This window comes from Leuconostoc palmae (assembly GCF_019656075.1).
Lineage (GTDB): Bacteria > Bacillota > Bacilli > Lactobacillales > Lactobacillaceae > Leuconostoc > Leuconostoc palmae.
This window is the reverse complement of the sequence record NZ_BPKZ01000001.1, coordinates 233,519-245,510: the sequence shown is the minus strand read 5'-3', so window position 1 is coordinate 245,510 and position 11,992 is coordinate 233,519. Positions and strand designations below refer to the sequence as shown.

Genomic DNA, 11,992 nt, shown 5'->3' with positions numbered 1-11,992 from the left:
TCTAAATAGGAGGAAAAGACATTGGCTATCAAGAAGTATAAGCCAACCTCGAACGGACGTCGTAACATGACGGCTTCAGATTTCTCTGAAATCACGAAGTCAACGCCCGAAAAGAGCTTGTTGGCAAAAAAGTCAAAGACTGGTGCACGTAATAACTCTGGTCGTATGACAGTTCGTCACCATGCTGGCGGACACAAGCAAGCCTACCGTTTGGTAGACTTTAAGCGTATTAAAGATAACAAGACAGCTACTGTAAAGGCTATCGAATACGATCCAAATCGTACAGCAAACATTGCTTTGCTTGTTTATGAAGATGGTATCAAGTCATATATCTTGGCGCCAAAGGGATTAAAGGTTGGAGATAAAGTGCAATCTGGTCCTGATGCCGACATCAAGGTCGGCAATGCCTTGCCATTAAGCAATATTCCTGAAGGTACTTTGATTCACAATATCGAATTGAAGCCAGGAAAGGGCGGTCAATTGGCACGTTCAGCTGGAACTTCAGCTCAAATTCTTGGTAAAGACGGTAAGTATATCATTGTACGTCTTACTTCTGGTGAAGTACGTCTAGTTCTAGCAACTAATCGTGCAACAATTGGTGAAGTTGGTAATTCTGAACATTCATTAATTAACTGGGGTAAAGCTGGCCGTAACCGTTGGCGTGGTAAGCGTCCACATGTTCGTGGATCAGTTATGAACCCTAACGATCACCCACACGGTGGTGGTGAAGGTAAAGCTCCAGTTGGTCGTCCAAGTCCTATGTCACCATGGGGTAAGAAGACTGCTGGTAAGAAGACTCGCGATAAGAAGAAGGCTTCAACGAAGTTTATCGTTCGCGGTCGTAAGAGTAAGTAAGGGAAAGGAGACAACTAATGGCTCGTAGTTTAAAAAAGGGACCATTTGCGGACCCACACTTGCTTAAGAAGATTGAAGCGCAAGTAGATTCTGAAAAGAAGTCAGTGATCAAAACTTGGTCACGTCGTTCGACAATCTTCCCAAGCTTTATCGGCTTTACAATTGCCGTTTATGATGGTCGCAAGCACGTTCCAGTATTTGTGCAAGAAGACATGGTTGGTCACAAGTTAGGTGAATTTGTGCCAACTCGTACATTCAAAGGCCACAAGGCTGATGATAAAAAGACTGGTAAAAAATAAAGGAGGAAATTGAAAAATGGCTGAACAAATTACTTCAGCTCGCGCGACAGCCAAGATTGTTCGCGTTGCCCCACGTAAGGCACGCTTAGTTCTTGATACTATTCGTCGTAAGAGCGTTAACGAAGCATACGCAATTTTGAAGTTCCTACCTAACACTTCTACTGAAGATATTTACAAGGTTTTGAACTCAGCAGTTGCTAATGCTGAAAACAACTTCTCAATGGACAGAGAAGATCTTATTGTGAAGGAAGCTTTTGCAAACGAAGGACCTACGCTTAAGCGTTTCCGTCCACGTGCCAAGGGTTCTGCTTCACCTATCAACAAGCGCACAAGCCACATTACTATTGTGGTTGCTGAGAAGGAGGCAAAGTAATGGGTCAAAAGATTAACCCTACTGGATTCCGTGTTGGCGTTATTCGCGACTGGGATGCAAAGTGGTTTGCTGATAAGGCTGACTATGCTAACCAACTTCACGAAGACTTACGTATCCGTAAGTATATCGAAAAGAATTTAGCTGATGCCGCAGTTGATCGCATTGAAATTGAACGTAGCACTAAGTCACGTGTAGATGTATCTATTCACACTGCTAAGCCAGGAATGGTTATCGGTAAGGGTGGATCAGAAGTTGAAAAGCTTCGCACACAATTAGCTAAGCTAACAGATACTGATGAAAAAGGTCGCTCAAAGCGCGTGTTCATCAATATCGTGGAAATTAAGAAGCCTGATTTGTCAGCGCATTTGGTTGGACAACAAATTGCCGGAGATTTGGAACGCCGTGTTGCTTTCCGTCGTGCAATGCGTGGAGCTATTCAACGTGCTACACGTTCAGGTGCAAAAGGTATCAAAGTTATGGTTTCAGGTCGTTTGAATGGTGCTGATATTGCACGTATCGAACAATATACTGAAGGCACTGTGCCGCTTCATACTTTGCGTGCCGACATTGATTACTCATGGGACGAAGCAATGACTGCTTATGGTAACTTGGGTATTAAGACATGGATTTATCGTGGTGATGTTTTGCCACAAAAAAAGAACAGTAAGTAAGGAGGGAAGCAAACATGTTAGTACCAAAGCGTGTTAAATTCCGTCGTGTACACCGTGGTCACATGCGTGGCGAAGCAAAAGGTGGAAAGACGGTTGCGTTCGGTGAATTTGGCTTGCAAGCAACAACGTCAAGCTGGATTACCAATCGTCAAATTGAGGCTGCCCGTATTGCAATGACACGTTATATGAAGCGTGGTGGTAAGGTTTGGATTAAAATCTTCCCTCACAAGTCATATACATCTAAAGGTGTCGGTGTTCGAATGGGTAACGGAAAAGGTGCACCTGAAGGTTGGGTTGAACCAGTTAAGCGTGGCAAAGTGATGTTTGAAGTTGGTGGCGTTCCTGAAGCTACTGCACGTGAAGCATTACGTTTGGCACAACACAAGTTGCCTGTACGTACGAAGATTATTGCTCGGGAGGCTGAATAATGGCTAAAGCAAGTGAATTGAAAGAATTGTCACTTGCGGATTTGCAAAAGCGCGAAGCCGAATTCAAGGAAGAATTATTCAACCTACGTTTCCAATTGGCCACAGGTCAACTTGAAAACACGGCGCGTATTGCACAAGTTCGTAAGGACATTGCACGAGTTAAAACAGTTATCCGTGCACAAGAATTGGCAAACGCCAACAAATAAGACGAAAGGAAGAAGCTGAAAAATGAGTGAAGATCGTAATGCTCGTAAGGTTTACCAAGGCCGTGTTGTTTCAGATAAGATGGACAAGACAATCACTGTCGCTGTTGATACTTATGTGACACACCCAGTATATGGTAAGCGTGTTAAGTACACAAAGAAGTTTAAAGCCCATGATGAAAACAATACTGCTAAGATGAATGATATTGTTCAAATTATGGAAACACGTCCTTTGTCTGCAACTAAGCACTTCCGTTTGGTTAAAATCGTTGAAGAGGCTGTTATTCTTTAATTCGATTTATCAAATCGTCGTAATTAATTGCTAACTAAGGAGGAAGAACCATGATTCAACAAGAGAGTCGTTTAAAAGTGGCTGACAACTCTGGCGCACGTGAAATCTTAACGATTAAAGTGCTCGGTGGTTCAGGCCGTAAGTTTGCAGGCGTAGGTGACATGATTGTCGCTACAGTTAAGCAAGCAATCCCTGGTGGTAACGTAAAGAAGGGTGACGTCGTAAAGGCTGTTATCGTTCGTACAGTTTCTGACGTTCGACGTGCAGATGGCTCATACATCAACTTTGATGAAAATGCTGCTGTTATCGTTAAGGACGACAAGTCACCAGTTGGGACGCGTATTTTTGGCCCTGTTGCACGTGAATTGCGTGACAGTGACTATATGCGTATCGTATCATTGGCACCAGAAGTGCTCTAATACTGACAAGGAGGAGCCAAATCATGTTTGTAAAAACAGGTGATAAGGTTCGCGTCATTGCCGGCAAAGATAAGGGAAAAGAAGGCACAATCACTAAGACTGTTGCTGGAAAAGATCGCGTTGTTGTCGAAGGCGTGAACATCGTTAAGAAGCATCAAAAGCCTTCTAACGAATATCCACAAGGTGGTGTTATCGATATCGAAGCACCTATTCATGTATCAAACGTGCAATTGCTTGACCCTTCAACTAGCGAACCAACTAAAGTTGCGTTCAAGATTGAAGATGGCAAGAAAGTTCGCGTATCTAAAAAGTCTGGTAACGTACTAGGCTAATTATCGAAAGGTGAAATCATTTTCATGGCTAACGCATTAAAAGAAAAATATGTTAATGAAGTTCAACCTGCTTTGATCGAAAAGTTTAACTTTACATCACCAATGCAAGCACCAAAAATTGAGAAAATTGTTCTTAATATGGGTGTTGGTGATGCAGTTTCAAACTCAAAAAACTTGGATGAAGCGGTTGCAGAATTGAAGTTGATTGCTGGACAACAACCAGTTATCACAAAAGCAAAGAAATCAATCGCTGGTTTCCGTTTGCGTGAAGGTATGTCAATTGGAACTAAGGTTACATTGCGTGGAGAACGTATGTATGAATTCTTAGATAAGTTGATCAATATCTCATTACCACGTGTCCGTGATTTCCGTGGTGTATCATCAAAAGCATTTGATGGTCGCGGTAATTATACTTTAGGTATTCGTGAACAATTGATTTTCCCAGAAATTGACTTTGATCAAGTTAATCGCGTTCGTGGGTTAGATATTGTTGTTGTTACAACTGCTCAGAACGATGAAGAGGGTCGTGAATTAATGACACTCTTGGGTATGCCATTTGCTAAGTAATTAGCAGATAAAAACGTCTGTTACTCTTAATAAAAAGAGTGACACGTTTTTAACTGTTATAGACATAAATAGTCTATAATAGTTAAGAGCGTGTCATTTCATTATGTCCGTTCAAAAATAAAAGGAGGATATCGATAGATGTCTATGACTGATCCAATTGCTGATTTGTTAACACGTATTCGTAATGCCAATATGGCTAATCGCGAAGTTGTTGAAATTCCAGCATCAAAAATTAAAAAGAGCATCGCCGAAATCTTGAAATCAGAAGGTTTTATTCGCGACGTAGAATACATTGAAGATAACAAGCAAGGTGTTATCCGTGTATTTCTTAAGTACGGAGAAGACCGTAATCGTGTGATTACAGGAATTAAGCGTATTTCAAAGCCAGGTTTGCGTAAGTATGCCAAAGCTGATTCATTACCAAAGGTGTTGAATGGTTTGGGTGTTGCTATTATTTCTACTTCGGTTGGTGTGATTACTGACAAAGAAGCTAGAGCAAAGCAAATTGGTGGCGAAGTAATCGCTTACGTTTGGTAATATATCTAAGAAAGGAGACTTACCATGAGCCGTATTGGAAATAAAATAATTACACTTCCAGCAGATGTTGAAGTATCTCAGGAAGGTGCAATTGTTACTGTTAAGGGACCTAAAGGTTCTTTGTCTCGTGAAATTGCTTCACAAATTTCAATGACTGTTGAAGGAACAGAAGTATCATTTACACGTAGCAGTGACGATAATAAGACTAAAGCGTTGCACGGTACAACTCGTGCAAACGTTGCTAACATGGTTGAAGGTGTTTCTACAGGATTCACTAAAACACTGAAGCTAGTTGGTGTCGGATACCGTGCTGCAAAAGCAGGATCTAAGTTAACTTTATCAGTTGGTTATTCACACCCTGTTGATTTCGAAGATCGTGAAGAATTGACAGTAGAAGTACCTGATGCATTGACAATCAAAGTTTCAGGGATTTCTAAACAAAAAGTTGGTGATTTCGCCGCTGAAATTCGTGCTGTTCGCTCACCAGAACCTTATAAAGGTAAGGGTATTCGTTATGAAGGCGAAGTTGTACGTCGTAAGGAAGGTAAGACTGGTAAGTAAAGTTAATACTTTATTTAACTTAGTTTAACCCCTATATTTAAACATAAATTAAAATGGCCTATAGCCATCAGAAAAGGAAAGCACAGCTATGATTTCAAAACCAGATAAAAACAAGCTCCGCGTTAAGCGTCACAAGCGCGTTCGTGGAAAGATTTCTGGTACTGCTGCTCGCCCACGTTTGAACGTTTTTCGTTCTAATGCAAACATCTACGCGCAATTAATTGATGACGTAGCGGGTGTAACGCTAGCAAGTGCCTCAAGCCATGATGCAGAAGTATCAGGTACAAAAACAGAACAAGCTACTAAAGTTGGTGAATTGATCGCAACACGTGGTAAGGCTGCAGGATTAGAAGATGTTATCTTCGATCGTGGTGGTTACCTATATCACGGCCGTGTTCAAGCATTGGCAGAATCAGCCCGTGAAAACGGATTGAAGTTCTAGGGAAAGGAGGAATATAAAAAATGGTTGAATTCGTTAACCCTAAGTCACTTGGTGAATTAGAAGAAAACGTTGTTGCTATTAACCGTGTCACAAAGGTTGTCAAAGGTGGCCGTCGTTTGCGTTTTGCTGCGTTGGTTGTTGTTGGTGATAAGCAAGGACATGTTGGTTTTGGTACAGGAAAGGCACAAGAAGTGCCTGAAGCTATCCGCAAGGCTATCGAAGATGCTAAGCGTAAGTTGATCACTGTTCCTACAGTGGCAACGACTATTCCTCACGACGTCCTTGGCGTATGGGGCGGCGGTAAGATTTTGATCAAGCCAGCCGAAGAAGGATCTGGTGTTGCAGCTGGTGGTGCCGCACGTTCTGTTATGGAACTAGCAGGTATTGCTGATGTGACTGCAAAGTCACTTGGCTCAGCTACACCAGTAAACGTTGTCCGTGCAACTTTTGATGCTTTGTCAAGCTTAAAAGATGCGGAACAAGTAGCAGCTTTGCGTGGTGTTTCTTTGGAACACTTGGCTGAATAAGGAGCGATAAAATGGCTGATTTGAAAATCACTTTGATTAAAAGTGCGGCTCATCGCTTACCAAAGCAACGTGCGATTGTTAAGTCTTTAGGGCTTGGTCGCGTGTCTAGCTCAGTGGTGAAGCCTAATAACGAAGCTACTCGTGGCGCAATTTTCCACATTGCACACTTAGTAAGCGTCGAAGAAGTAAAGTAATAAACAATTAAAATAGGAGGTACCGAAAGATGAACTTGAATGAATTACAACCTGCTGCTGGTTCACGCAAATTGCGTAACCGTGTAGGTCGCGGTACGTCATCAGGAAACGGTAAGACATCTGGACGTGGTCAAAAGGGTCAAAAGGCTCGTGGCAAAGTGCGTTTGGGGTTTGAAGGTGGACAAATGCCTTTGTACCGTCGTATTCCAAAACGTGGATTTACTAACATTTCACGTAAGGAATTCGCTGTGGTTAACTTGGAAAAGTTGAACACATTCTCAGATGGCACAGAAGTAACACCAGCACTTTTGATTGAAAACGGTATTGTTAAAAATCAAAAGTCAGGTATTAAAGTTTTGGCTGTCGGTCAACTTGAAAAGAAGTTGACTGTTAAGGCACATAAGTTTTCTGGCGCTGCTAAAGCTGCCATTGAACAAGCCGGTGGAACAACTGAGGTACTTTAATGCTACGCACGTTATTTAATGCAGTACGTGAAAAAGATATTCGTAAAAAGCTAGGATGGACATTTTTAATTCTTTTTGTTTATAGAATTGGAACACATATCACTGTTCCGGGTGTCAATCCTTCAGCAATGGCGAATATGGCTAACTCAGGATTAATGAATATTTTGAATATTTTTTCTGGTGGTGGCTTGATGAACTATTCATTGTTCGCAATGGGTGTTTCACCATACGTTACGGCACAAATTGTTGTGCAGCTTTTGCAGTTAGATATCGTGCCTCGCTTTGTTGAATGGAGTAAGCAAGGGGAAGTTGGACGGCGAAAGTTGAACAACGCCACACGTTGGTTAACGCTCGTGCTTGCTTTTGTGCAGTCTGTAGGAATAACAGCTGGTTTTAACTCGCTTTCTGCTTATGGACTAGTCAGTCAGACAAATAATGTCATGTCATTTGTTATTATCGGTTCGGTAATGACAATAGGAACATTTTTTGCAATGTGGCTGGGTGAAATGATTACAGAAAAGGGTCTGGGGAACGGAGTTTCCATGATCATTTTTGCTGGAATTATAGCACAAGCACCAGAAGGTTTGTATGAAATATTTAAAGAAAATGTTTTACAAGCAGGACAAAATGATTTGATAAACGGTATTATTTTTATGGTAGTATTGTTATCTGCAATGATTTTAATTGTTGGGATAACAACGTGGTTTTACGAAGCAACTCGTCGTTTACAAATGCAATATACACGTTCTGCAGTATCGTATGGTAGTGAGGCGTATTTACCTTTGAAAGTCAATGTTTCTGGTGTGATTCCAGTAATTTTTGCCTCATCATTTATTAGTACACCACAAACTATCATGCTAGCATTCCAAGATAAATATGCTTCTGCGCATTGGTATCAAGTGATGCAACAGATATTTAGTATGACAACACTTCCTGGTGCAATATTATATACCGTTTTAATCATTATATTTACTTATTTCTATGCTTTCGTACAAGTTAATCCTGAAAAATTAGCCGAAAACCTGCAAAAGCAAGGCGCATATATTGTTGGTGTACGTCCTGGAGACGAAACAAAAGCATTTGTGTCAAAGTTACTAATAAACTTAAGCTTTGTAGGGTCCTTATTTTTAGGATTTGTTGCTCTTGTACCATTAATTGCATCTGATGGTTGGAGTTTAAACGAAAAAATTGGATTGGGTGGGACAAGCTTACTCATTGCGATTGGTGTTGCTTTAGATTTAATACGACAAATTGATGGTTTAATGCAAAAAAGAAACTATGTTGGATTTATTACAAAAAAACAGTTAGCAAATCGGGAGGCAACTAATGGCTAAAAATTTGATTTTGTTGGGTTTGCCAGGTGCTGGAAAAGGCACACAGGCAGAATTTATTGTGAAGGACTATCCTACTGTTCATATCTCTACTGGAGATATATTCCGCGCTAATCTATCTCATGATACAGAATTAGGTAAACAAGCACGAGAATTCATGGATGCAGGTAATTTAGTCCCTGACGAAATCACAAACGCAATGGTTGCTGATCGTTTGAATCAAGATGACGTGCAAATAAATGGTTTTATGCTTGATGGTTATCCAAGAAATGAAGCTCAGGCCGAATTTTTAGATAATTATCTAGCAAAAAAAGATGATAAAGTATCTGCTACACTTTATTTTGAGGTCTCTGATTCTTTGCTACGTCAACGTTTGTTAGGACGTGGACGTGCTGACGATACACCCGAAGTTATTGATAATCGTTTAGAAGTTAATAAAGCCGCTAATCTGCCTCTTGTTGATTATTACAAGCGTGCAGGTGTGCTTCACACGATTGATGGCGGACGTGAACTTGCCGAGGTGTATCATGATGTTAAGGATGTATTGAATAATTTATAATTATTAAGACATCGTTGAAAGATACTGGTAAATCTGGTATAATTTGATAGGTTAAGCACTTATCAGCATTGTTGAACATTATTAATACAGGAGGTTAAGTGCATGGCCAATGATGTCATCGAAATCGAAGGTAAAGTTAAAGAAACTCTACCAAATGCGATGTTCCAAGTAGAACTCGAAAATGGCGCAGTTATCCTGGCGCACGTTTCTGGTAAAATAAGAAAAAATTTTATTAGAATATTACCAGGTGACCGCGTCACTGTTGAAATGTCACCATACGACTTAACAAAAGGTCGTATTACTTATCGTTTCCGTTAAGAAGTGATTTGGAATAATCAGTTAACCGAATAGGAGGAATAGATTATGAAAGTACGCCCATCAGTTAAAAAGATGTGTGATGCTTGTCGTGTTATCAAGCGTAATGGTCGCACAATGATCATCTGCTCAGCTAACCCTAAGCACAAGCAACGTGCTGGAAAGTAATTTCTAACAGCACAATTTTATTAAATGATTGTAAATCGACATAATTGTCATTTTCAAAATATTAAATAGGAGGTAAATTGTTATGGCTCGTATAGCAGGTATTGATTTGCCACGTGACAAGCGTATTGTCATTGGCTTAACATACATTTACGGAATCGGTAATACTACTGCACAACATATTTTGGCTGAAGCAGGCGTTTCAGAAGACGTCCGCGTTCGTGATCTTTCAGCAGATCAAGAAGATGCCATTCGTGCAACTGTTGACAAGTTAAACTTGCAACTTGAAGGAGACTTGCGTCGTAAGGTGTCTCTTGACATCAAATCTTTGCAAGAAATCGCTTCATACCGAGGCATTCGTCATCGTAAGGGATTGCCAGTTCGTGGACAAAACACGAAAAACAACGCCCGTACACGTAAAGGCCCAGCTAAAGCAATTGCTGGTAAGAAAAAGTAAAATAGTTTTTTCTTTTTCTGTTGTATCCTCATCGATACGGCAAATGATTATCGCAACCTTAGTTGTGTAATGTTGGTTAATTAATTTTAACCCGAGAAATTATAAGAAATGTATTGAAAAGGAGGCAAACAATATGGCAGGTCGTACAACGCGTAAGCGTCGTGTGAAAAAGAATATTGAATCAGGTGTAGCACACATCCATTCAACATTCAACAACACTATTGTTATGATTACAGATGTTCAAGGTAATGCAGTTGCTTGGTCATCTGCTGGTGCACTTGGCTTCAAAGGAAGCCGTAAGTCAACACCATTCGCTGCTCAAATGGCAGCAGAAGCAGCAGCAAAAGGTGCCATGGAAATGAACATGCGCACTGTTTCGGTTACTGTTAAGGGACCAGGTTCTGGTCGTGAATCAGCAATCCGTGCTTTGGCAGCAGCCGGCTTGGAAGTAACATCAATCAAAGATGTTACACCAGTTCCCCACAACGGATCACGCCCACCAAAGCGTCGTCGTGTTTAATTGATTTTCATTGCTCTTGCTTTGAAAGAAGGGGTAAGAATTACAGATGATTGAATTTGAAAAGCCAAATATTCATAACATCGAAGAGGATGCACACTATGGCAAGTTTGTTGTAGAACCTCTTGAGCGTGGGTATGGTACAACGTTAGGCAACTCTTTGCGTCGTATATTATTATCTTCGTTACCAGGTGCAGCCGTTAACACGGTTCAAATTGACGGTGTTGTCCACGAGTTTTCAACAGTGGATGGCGTTGTTGAAGATGTCACACAAATTATCTTAAATCTTAAGAAAGTTGTGTTGGCAATTGATTCTGATGATGAACGTAGCCTTGAAATTGATGTTCAAGGTCCTGCAGATGTAACTGCTGCAGATTTGCAAGCAGGGGCAGATGTAGAAGTTTTGAATCCAGATTTGCATATTGCTACTGTAGCAGCAGGTAAATCATTACATATGACTGTTACAGCAGTTAAAGGTCGTGGTTATTCATCTGCTGATGAGAATAAGCAATTGCGCGAAGAAATGCCAATTGGTGTTTTGGCAGTTGATTCAATTTATACGCCTATCGAACGTGTAAATTATCATGTAGAAAATACTCGTGTTGGTTCACGTGATGACTATGATAAGCTTACATTTGATATTTGGACAAATGGTTCAATTAAGCCAAGTGATGCTTTGAGTTTAGGCTCAAAAATATTGGCTGAACATTTAAACTTGTTCATGGATATATCTCCAGTAGCAGCAGAAGCTAGTGTTATGGTTGAAGCAGAACCAGTTACAGCTAACGCATCAGATTCTGCGCCAATTGAAGATTTAGATCTATCAGTTCGCTCTTATAATTGTCTCAAAAGGGCCGGTATCAACACTATTGTAGAGTTGACGGATCGCACTGAAGCTGACATGATGAAAGTGCGTAATCTCGGTCGGAAATCACTTGACGAAATCCAAGAAAAACTCATTGAAATGGGCTTAGGATTCCGCAAGGAAGATTAACATATGTCTTTATACTACAAAAAAGGAGGATTCACCAATGCCATATCGTAAGTTGGGTCGTACATCTTCACAACGTAAAGCTATGTTGCGTGATTTGACTACAGATCTTTTGATTAATGGTCGTATTACAACAACAGAAGCACGTGCTAAAGAAGTCCGTAAAACTACTGACAAAATGATTACATTAGGTAAGCGTGGTGACTTGGCGGCTCGTCGTCAAGCTGCTGCATTCGTTCGCAATGAAGTTGCTGACGTTATTGAAGACGGCGACAACGTGAAAGTACAATCAGCTTTGCAAAAGTTGTTTGATGACGTTGCACCTCGCTTTGCAGAACGTAATGGTGGTTACACAAGAATTCTCAAGACTGTCCAACGTCGTGGCGATGCCGCTCAATTGGTCATCTTGGAACTTGTTGATTAATATTACTTTACGAGTTAAACTAATACAAAATAAAAAGCTTGGAGCAAATTGCTCCAAGCTTTTTATTTT

At 40.7% G+C, this 11,992-nt stretch carries 24 protein-coding genes; all 24 read left to right on the top strand.

All coding sequences use genetic code 11. The features are described 5' to 3' along the window. The first annotated feature begins 21 nt into the window (after positions 1–21). The 24 genes from rplB (at position 22) to rplQ (ending at position 11,923) form a co-directional block, all read left to right on the top strand. Positions 22–855 carry a 50S ribosomal protein L2 gene (rplB, locus tag K5Q12_RS01310; protein WP_220741951.1) on the top strand — a complete coding sequence of 278 codons (834 nt, stop codon included), beginning with the start codon at positions 22–24 and terminating at the stop codon, positions 853–855. A 17-nt stretch (positions 856–872) separates the two neighbouring features. Then, a complete protein-coding gene (rpsS, locus tag K5Q12_RS01305) occupies positions 873–1,154 on the top strand; it encodes a 30S ribosomal protein S19 (protein ID WP_220741950.1) in 282 nt (93 codons plus the stop codon). A gap of 16 nt (positions 1,155–1,170) precedes the next feature. Then, positions 1,171–1,527, top strand: a complete 357-nt coding sequence (gene rplV, locus K5Q12_RS01300) for a 50S ribosomal protein L22 (protein ID WP_220741949.1) — start codon at positions 1,171–1,173, stop codon at positions 1,525–1,527. After that, entirely contained in the window at positions 1,527–2,198 is a 672-nt protein-coding gene (rpsC, locus tag K5Q12_RS01295; RefSeq protein ID WP_220741948.1) for a 30S ribosomal protein S3, read from the top strand. The genes rplV and rpsC overlap by 1 nt, the downstream gene beginning before the upstream one ends. 14 nt (positions 2,199–2,212) lie before the next feature. Then, the gene (rplP, locus tag K5Q12_RS01290) at positions 2,213–2,626 is read left to right on the top strand and encodes a 50S ribosomal protein L16 (protein WP_004899453.1); all 414 of its coding nucleotides are present in this window, start codon (positions 2,213–2,215) and stop codon (positions 2,624–2,626) included. Beyond that, a complete protein-coding gene (gene rpmC / locus K5Q12_RS01285) occupies positions 2,626–2,832 on the top strand; it encodes a 50S ribosomal protein L29 (protein ID WP_002816028.1) in 207 nt (68 codons plus the stop codon). The genes rplP and rpmC overlap by 1 nt, the downstream gene beginning before the upstream one ends. A gap of 22 nt (positions 2,833–2,854) precedes the next feature. Continuing rightward, a complete protein-coding gene (rpsQ, locus tag K5Q12_RS01280) occupies positions 2,855–3,121 on the top strand; it encodes a 30S ribosomal protein S17 (RefSeq protein ID WP_220741947.1) in 267 nt (88 codons plus the stop codon). Positions 3,122–3,171: 50 nt separating this feature from the next. After that, complete coding sequence (rplN, locus tag K5Q12_RS01275; protein WP_004899448.1) at positions 3,172–3,540, top strand: 50S ribosomal protein L14; 369 nt, start codon at positions 3,172–3,174, stop codon at positions 3,538–3,540. A 23-nt stretch (positions 3,541–3,563) separates the two neighbouring features. Next, positions 3,564–3,872, top strand: a complete 309-nt coding sequence (gene rplX / locus K5Q12_RS01270) for a 50S ribosomal protein L24 (protein WP_220741946.1) — start codon at positions 3,564–3,566, stop codon at positions 3,870–3,872. Positions 3,873–3,896: 24 nt separating this feature from the next. Continuing rightward, positions 3,897–4,439, top strand: a complete 543-nt coding sequence (rplE, locus tag K5Q12_RS01265; RefSeq protein ID WP_220741945.1) for a 50S ribosomal protein L5 — start codon at positions 3,897–3,899, stop codon at positions 4,437–4,439. Positions 4,440–4,577: 138 nt separating this feature from the next. Continuing rightward, positions 4,578–4,976 (top strand): 30S ribosomal protein S8, encoded by a 399-nt coding sequence (gene rpsH, locus K5Q12_RS01260; RefSeq protein ID WP_220741944.1) that lies wholly within the window; start codon positions 4,578–4,580, stop codon positions 4,974–4,976. A gap of 24 nt (positions 4,977–5,000) precedes the next feature. Further along, complete coding sequence (rplF, locus tag K5Q12_RS01255; RefSeq protein WP_220741943.1) at positions 5,001–5,537, top strand: 50S ribosomal protein L6; 537 nt, start codon at positions 5,001–5,003, stop codon at positions 5,535–5,537. Positions 5,538–5,625: 88 nt separating this feature from the next. Then, positions 5,626–5,979, top strand: a complete 354-nt coding sequence (gene rplR, locus K5Q12_RS01250; RefSeq protein WP_168676118.1) for a 50S ribosomal protein L18 — start codon at positions 5,626–5,628, stop codon at positions 5,977–5,979. Positions 5,980–5,999: 20 nt separating this feature from the next. Next, complete coding sequence (gene rpsE, locus K5Q12_RS01245) at positions 6,000–6,506, top strand: 30S ribosomal protein S5 (RefSeq protein WP_220741942.1); 507 nt, start codon at positions 6,000–6,002, stop codon at positions 6,504–6,506. 11 nt (positions 6,507–6,517) lie between these two features. Beyond that, positions 6,518–6,700, top strand: coding sequence for a 50S ribosomal protein L30 (rpmD, locus tag K5Q12_RS01240; protein WP_004899438.1), 183 nt, complete (start codon positions 6,518–6,520; stop codon positions 6,698–6,700). 29 nt (positions 6,701–6,729) lie between these two features. Then, complete coding sequence (gene rplO, locus K5Q12_RS01235; RefSeq protein ID WP_220741941.1) at positions 6,730–7,164, top strand: 50S ribosomal protein L15; 435 nt, start codon at positions 6,730–6,732, stop codon at positions 7,162–7,164. Beyond that, entirely contained in the window at positions 7,164–8,498 is a 1,335-nt protein-coding gene (secY, locus tag K5Q12_RS01230) for a preprotein translocase subunit SecY (protein WP_220741940.1), read from the top strand. The genes rplO and secY overlap by 1 nt, the downstream gene beginning before the upstream one ends. After that, positions 8,491–9,054: an adenylate kinase gene (locus tag K5Q12_RS01225; RefSeq protein WP_220741939.1), complete on the top strand. Its 564-nt coding sequence runs from the start codon at positions 8,491–8,493 to the stop codon at positions 9,052–9,054. Before secY ends, K5Q12_RS01225 begins: the two co-directional genes overlap by 8 nt. A gap of 102 nt (positions 9,055–9,156) precedes the next feature. After that, complete coding sequence (gene infA, locus K5Q12_RS01220) at positions 9,157–9,372, top strand: translation initiation factor IF-1 (RefSeq protein ID WP_002816015.1); 216 nt, start codon at positions 9,157–9,159, stop codon at positions 9,370–9,372. A 45-nt stretch (positions 9,373–9,417) separates the two neighbouring features. Next, complete coding sequence (gene rpmJ, locus K5Q12_RS01215) at positions 9,418–9,537, top strand: 50S ribosomal protein L36 (protein WP_002816013.1); 120 nt, start codon at positions 9,418–9,420, stop codon at positions 9,535–9,537. An 82-nt stretch (positions 9,538–9,619) separates the two neighbouring features. After that, a complete protein-coding gene (rpsM, locus tag K5Q12_RS01210; protein ID WP_220741938.1) occupies positions 9,620–9,991 on the top strand; it encodes a 30S ribosomal protein S13 in 372 nt (123 codons plus the stop codon). Positions 9,992–10,124: 133 nt separating this feature from the next. Then, positions 10,125–10,511: a 30S ribosomal protein S11 gene (gene rpsK, locus K5Q12_RS01205; protein ID WP_220741937.1), complete on the top strand. Its 387-nt coding sequence runs from the start codon at positions 10,125–10,127 to the stop codon at positions 10,509–10,511. Between the two features lie 46 nt (positions 10,512–10,557). Further along, a complete protein-coding gene (locus tag K5Q12_RS01200; protein WP_220741936.1) occupies positions 10,558–11,502 on the top strand; it encodes a DNA-directed RNA polymerase subunit alpha in 945 nt (314 codons plus the stop codon). Between the two features lie 37 nt (positions 11,503–11,539). Further along, a complete protein-coding gene (gene rplQ / locus K5Q12_RS01195; RefSeq protein ID WP_004899394.1) occupies positions 11,540–11,923 on the top strand; it encodes a 50S ribosomal protein L17 in 384 nt (127 codons plus the stop codon). Positions 11,924–11,992: the final 69 nt, after the last annotated feature.

Coding starts and splice junctions, on each gene's coding strand:
- rpsS (WP_220741950.1), top strand. CDS start 873: ATGGCTCGTAGTTTAAAAAAGGGACCATTTGCGGACCCACACTTGCTT.
- rplV (WP_220741949.1), top strand. CDS start 1,171: ATGGCTGAACAAATTACTTCAGCTCGCGCGACAGCCAAGATTGTTCGC.
- rpsC (WP_220741948.1), top strand. CDS start 1,527: ATGGGTCAAAAGATTAACCCTACTGGATTCCGTGTTGGCGTTATTCGC.
- rplP (WP_004899453.1), top strand. CDS start 2,213: ATGTTAGTACCAAAGCGTGTTAAATTCCGTCGTGTACACCGTGGTCAC.
- rpmC (WP_002816028.1), top strand. CDS start 2,626: ATGGCTAAAGCAAGTGAATTGAAAGAATTGTCACTTGCGGATTTGCAA.
- rpsQ (WP_220741947.1), top strand. CDS start 2,855: ATGAGTGAAGATCGTAATGCTCGTAAGGTTTACCAAGGCCGTGTTGTT.
- rplN (WP_004899448.1), top strand. CDS start 3,172: ATGATTCAACAAGAGAGTCGTTTAAAAGTGGCTGACAACTCTGGCGCA.
- rplX (WP_220741946.1), top strand. CDS start 3,564: ATGTTTGTAAAAACAGGTGATAAGGTTCGCGTCATTGCCGGCAAAGAT.
- rplE (WP_220741945.1), top strand. CDS start 3,897: ATGGCTAACGCATTAAAAGAAAAATATGTTAATGAAGTTCAACCTGCT.
- rpsH (WP_220741944.1), top strand. CDS start 4,578: ATGTCTATGACTGATCCAATTGCTGATTTGTTAACACGTATTCGTAAT.
- rplF (WP_220741943.1), top strand. CDS start 5,001: ATGAGCCGTATTGGAAATAAAATAATTACACTTCCAGCAGATGTTGAA.
- rplR (WP_168676118.1), top strand. CDS start 5,626: ATGATTTCAAAACCAGATAAAAACAAGCTCCGCGTTAAGCGTCACAAG.
- rpsE (WP_220741942.1), top strand. CDS start 6,000: ATGGTTGAATTCGTTAACCCTAAGTCACTTGGTGAATTAGAAGAAAAC.
- rpmD (WP_004899438.1), top strand. CDS start 6,518: ATGGCTGATTTGAAAATCACTTTGATTAAAAGTGCGGCTCATCGCTTA.
- rplO (WP_220741941.1), top strand. CDS start 6,730: ATGAACTTGAATGAATTACAACCTGCTGCTGGTTCACGCAAATTGCGT.
- secY (WP_220741940.1), top strand. CDS start 7,164: ATGCTACGCACGTTATTTAATGCAGTACGTGAAAAAGATATTCGTAAA.
- K5Q12_RS01225 (WP_220741939.1), top strand. CDS start 8,491: ATGGCTAAAAATTTGATTTTGTTGGGTTTGCCAGGTGCTGGAAAAGGC.
- infA (WP_002816015.1), top strand. CDS start 9,157: ATGGCCAATGATGTCATCGAAATCGAAGGTAAAGTTAAAGAAACTCTA.
- rpmJ (WP_002816013.1), top strand. CDS start 9,418: ATGAAAGTACGCCCATCAGTTAAAAAGATGTGTGATGCTTGTCGTGTT.
- rpsM (WP_220741938.1), top strand. CDS start 9,620: ATGGCTCGTATAGCAGGTATTGATTTGCCACGTGACAAGCGTATTGTC.
- rpsK (WP_220741937.1), top strand. CDS start 10,125: ATGGCAGGTCGTACAACGCGTAAGCGTCGTGTGAAAAAGAATATTGAA.
- K5Q12_RS01200 (WP_220741936.1), top strand. CDS start 10,558: ATGATTGAATTTGAAAAGCCAAATATTCATAACATCGAAGAGGATGCA.
- rplQ (WP_004899394.1), top strand. CDS start 11,540: ATGCCATATCGTAAGTTGGGTCGTACATCTTCACAACGTAAAGCTATG.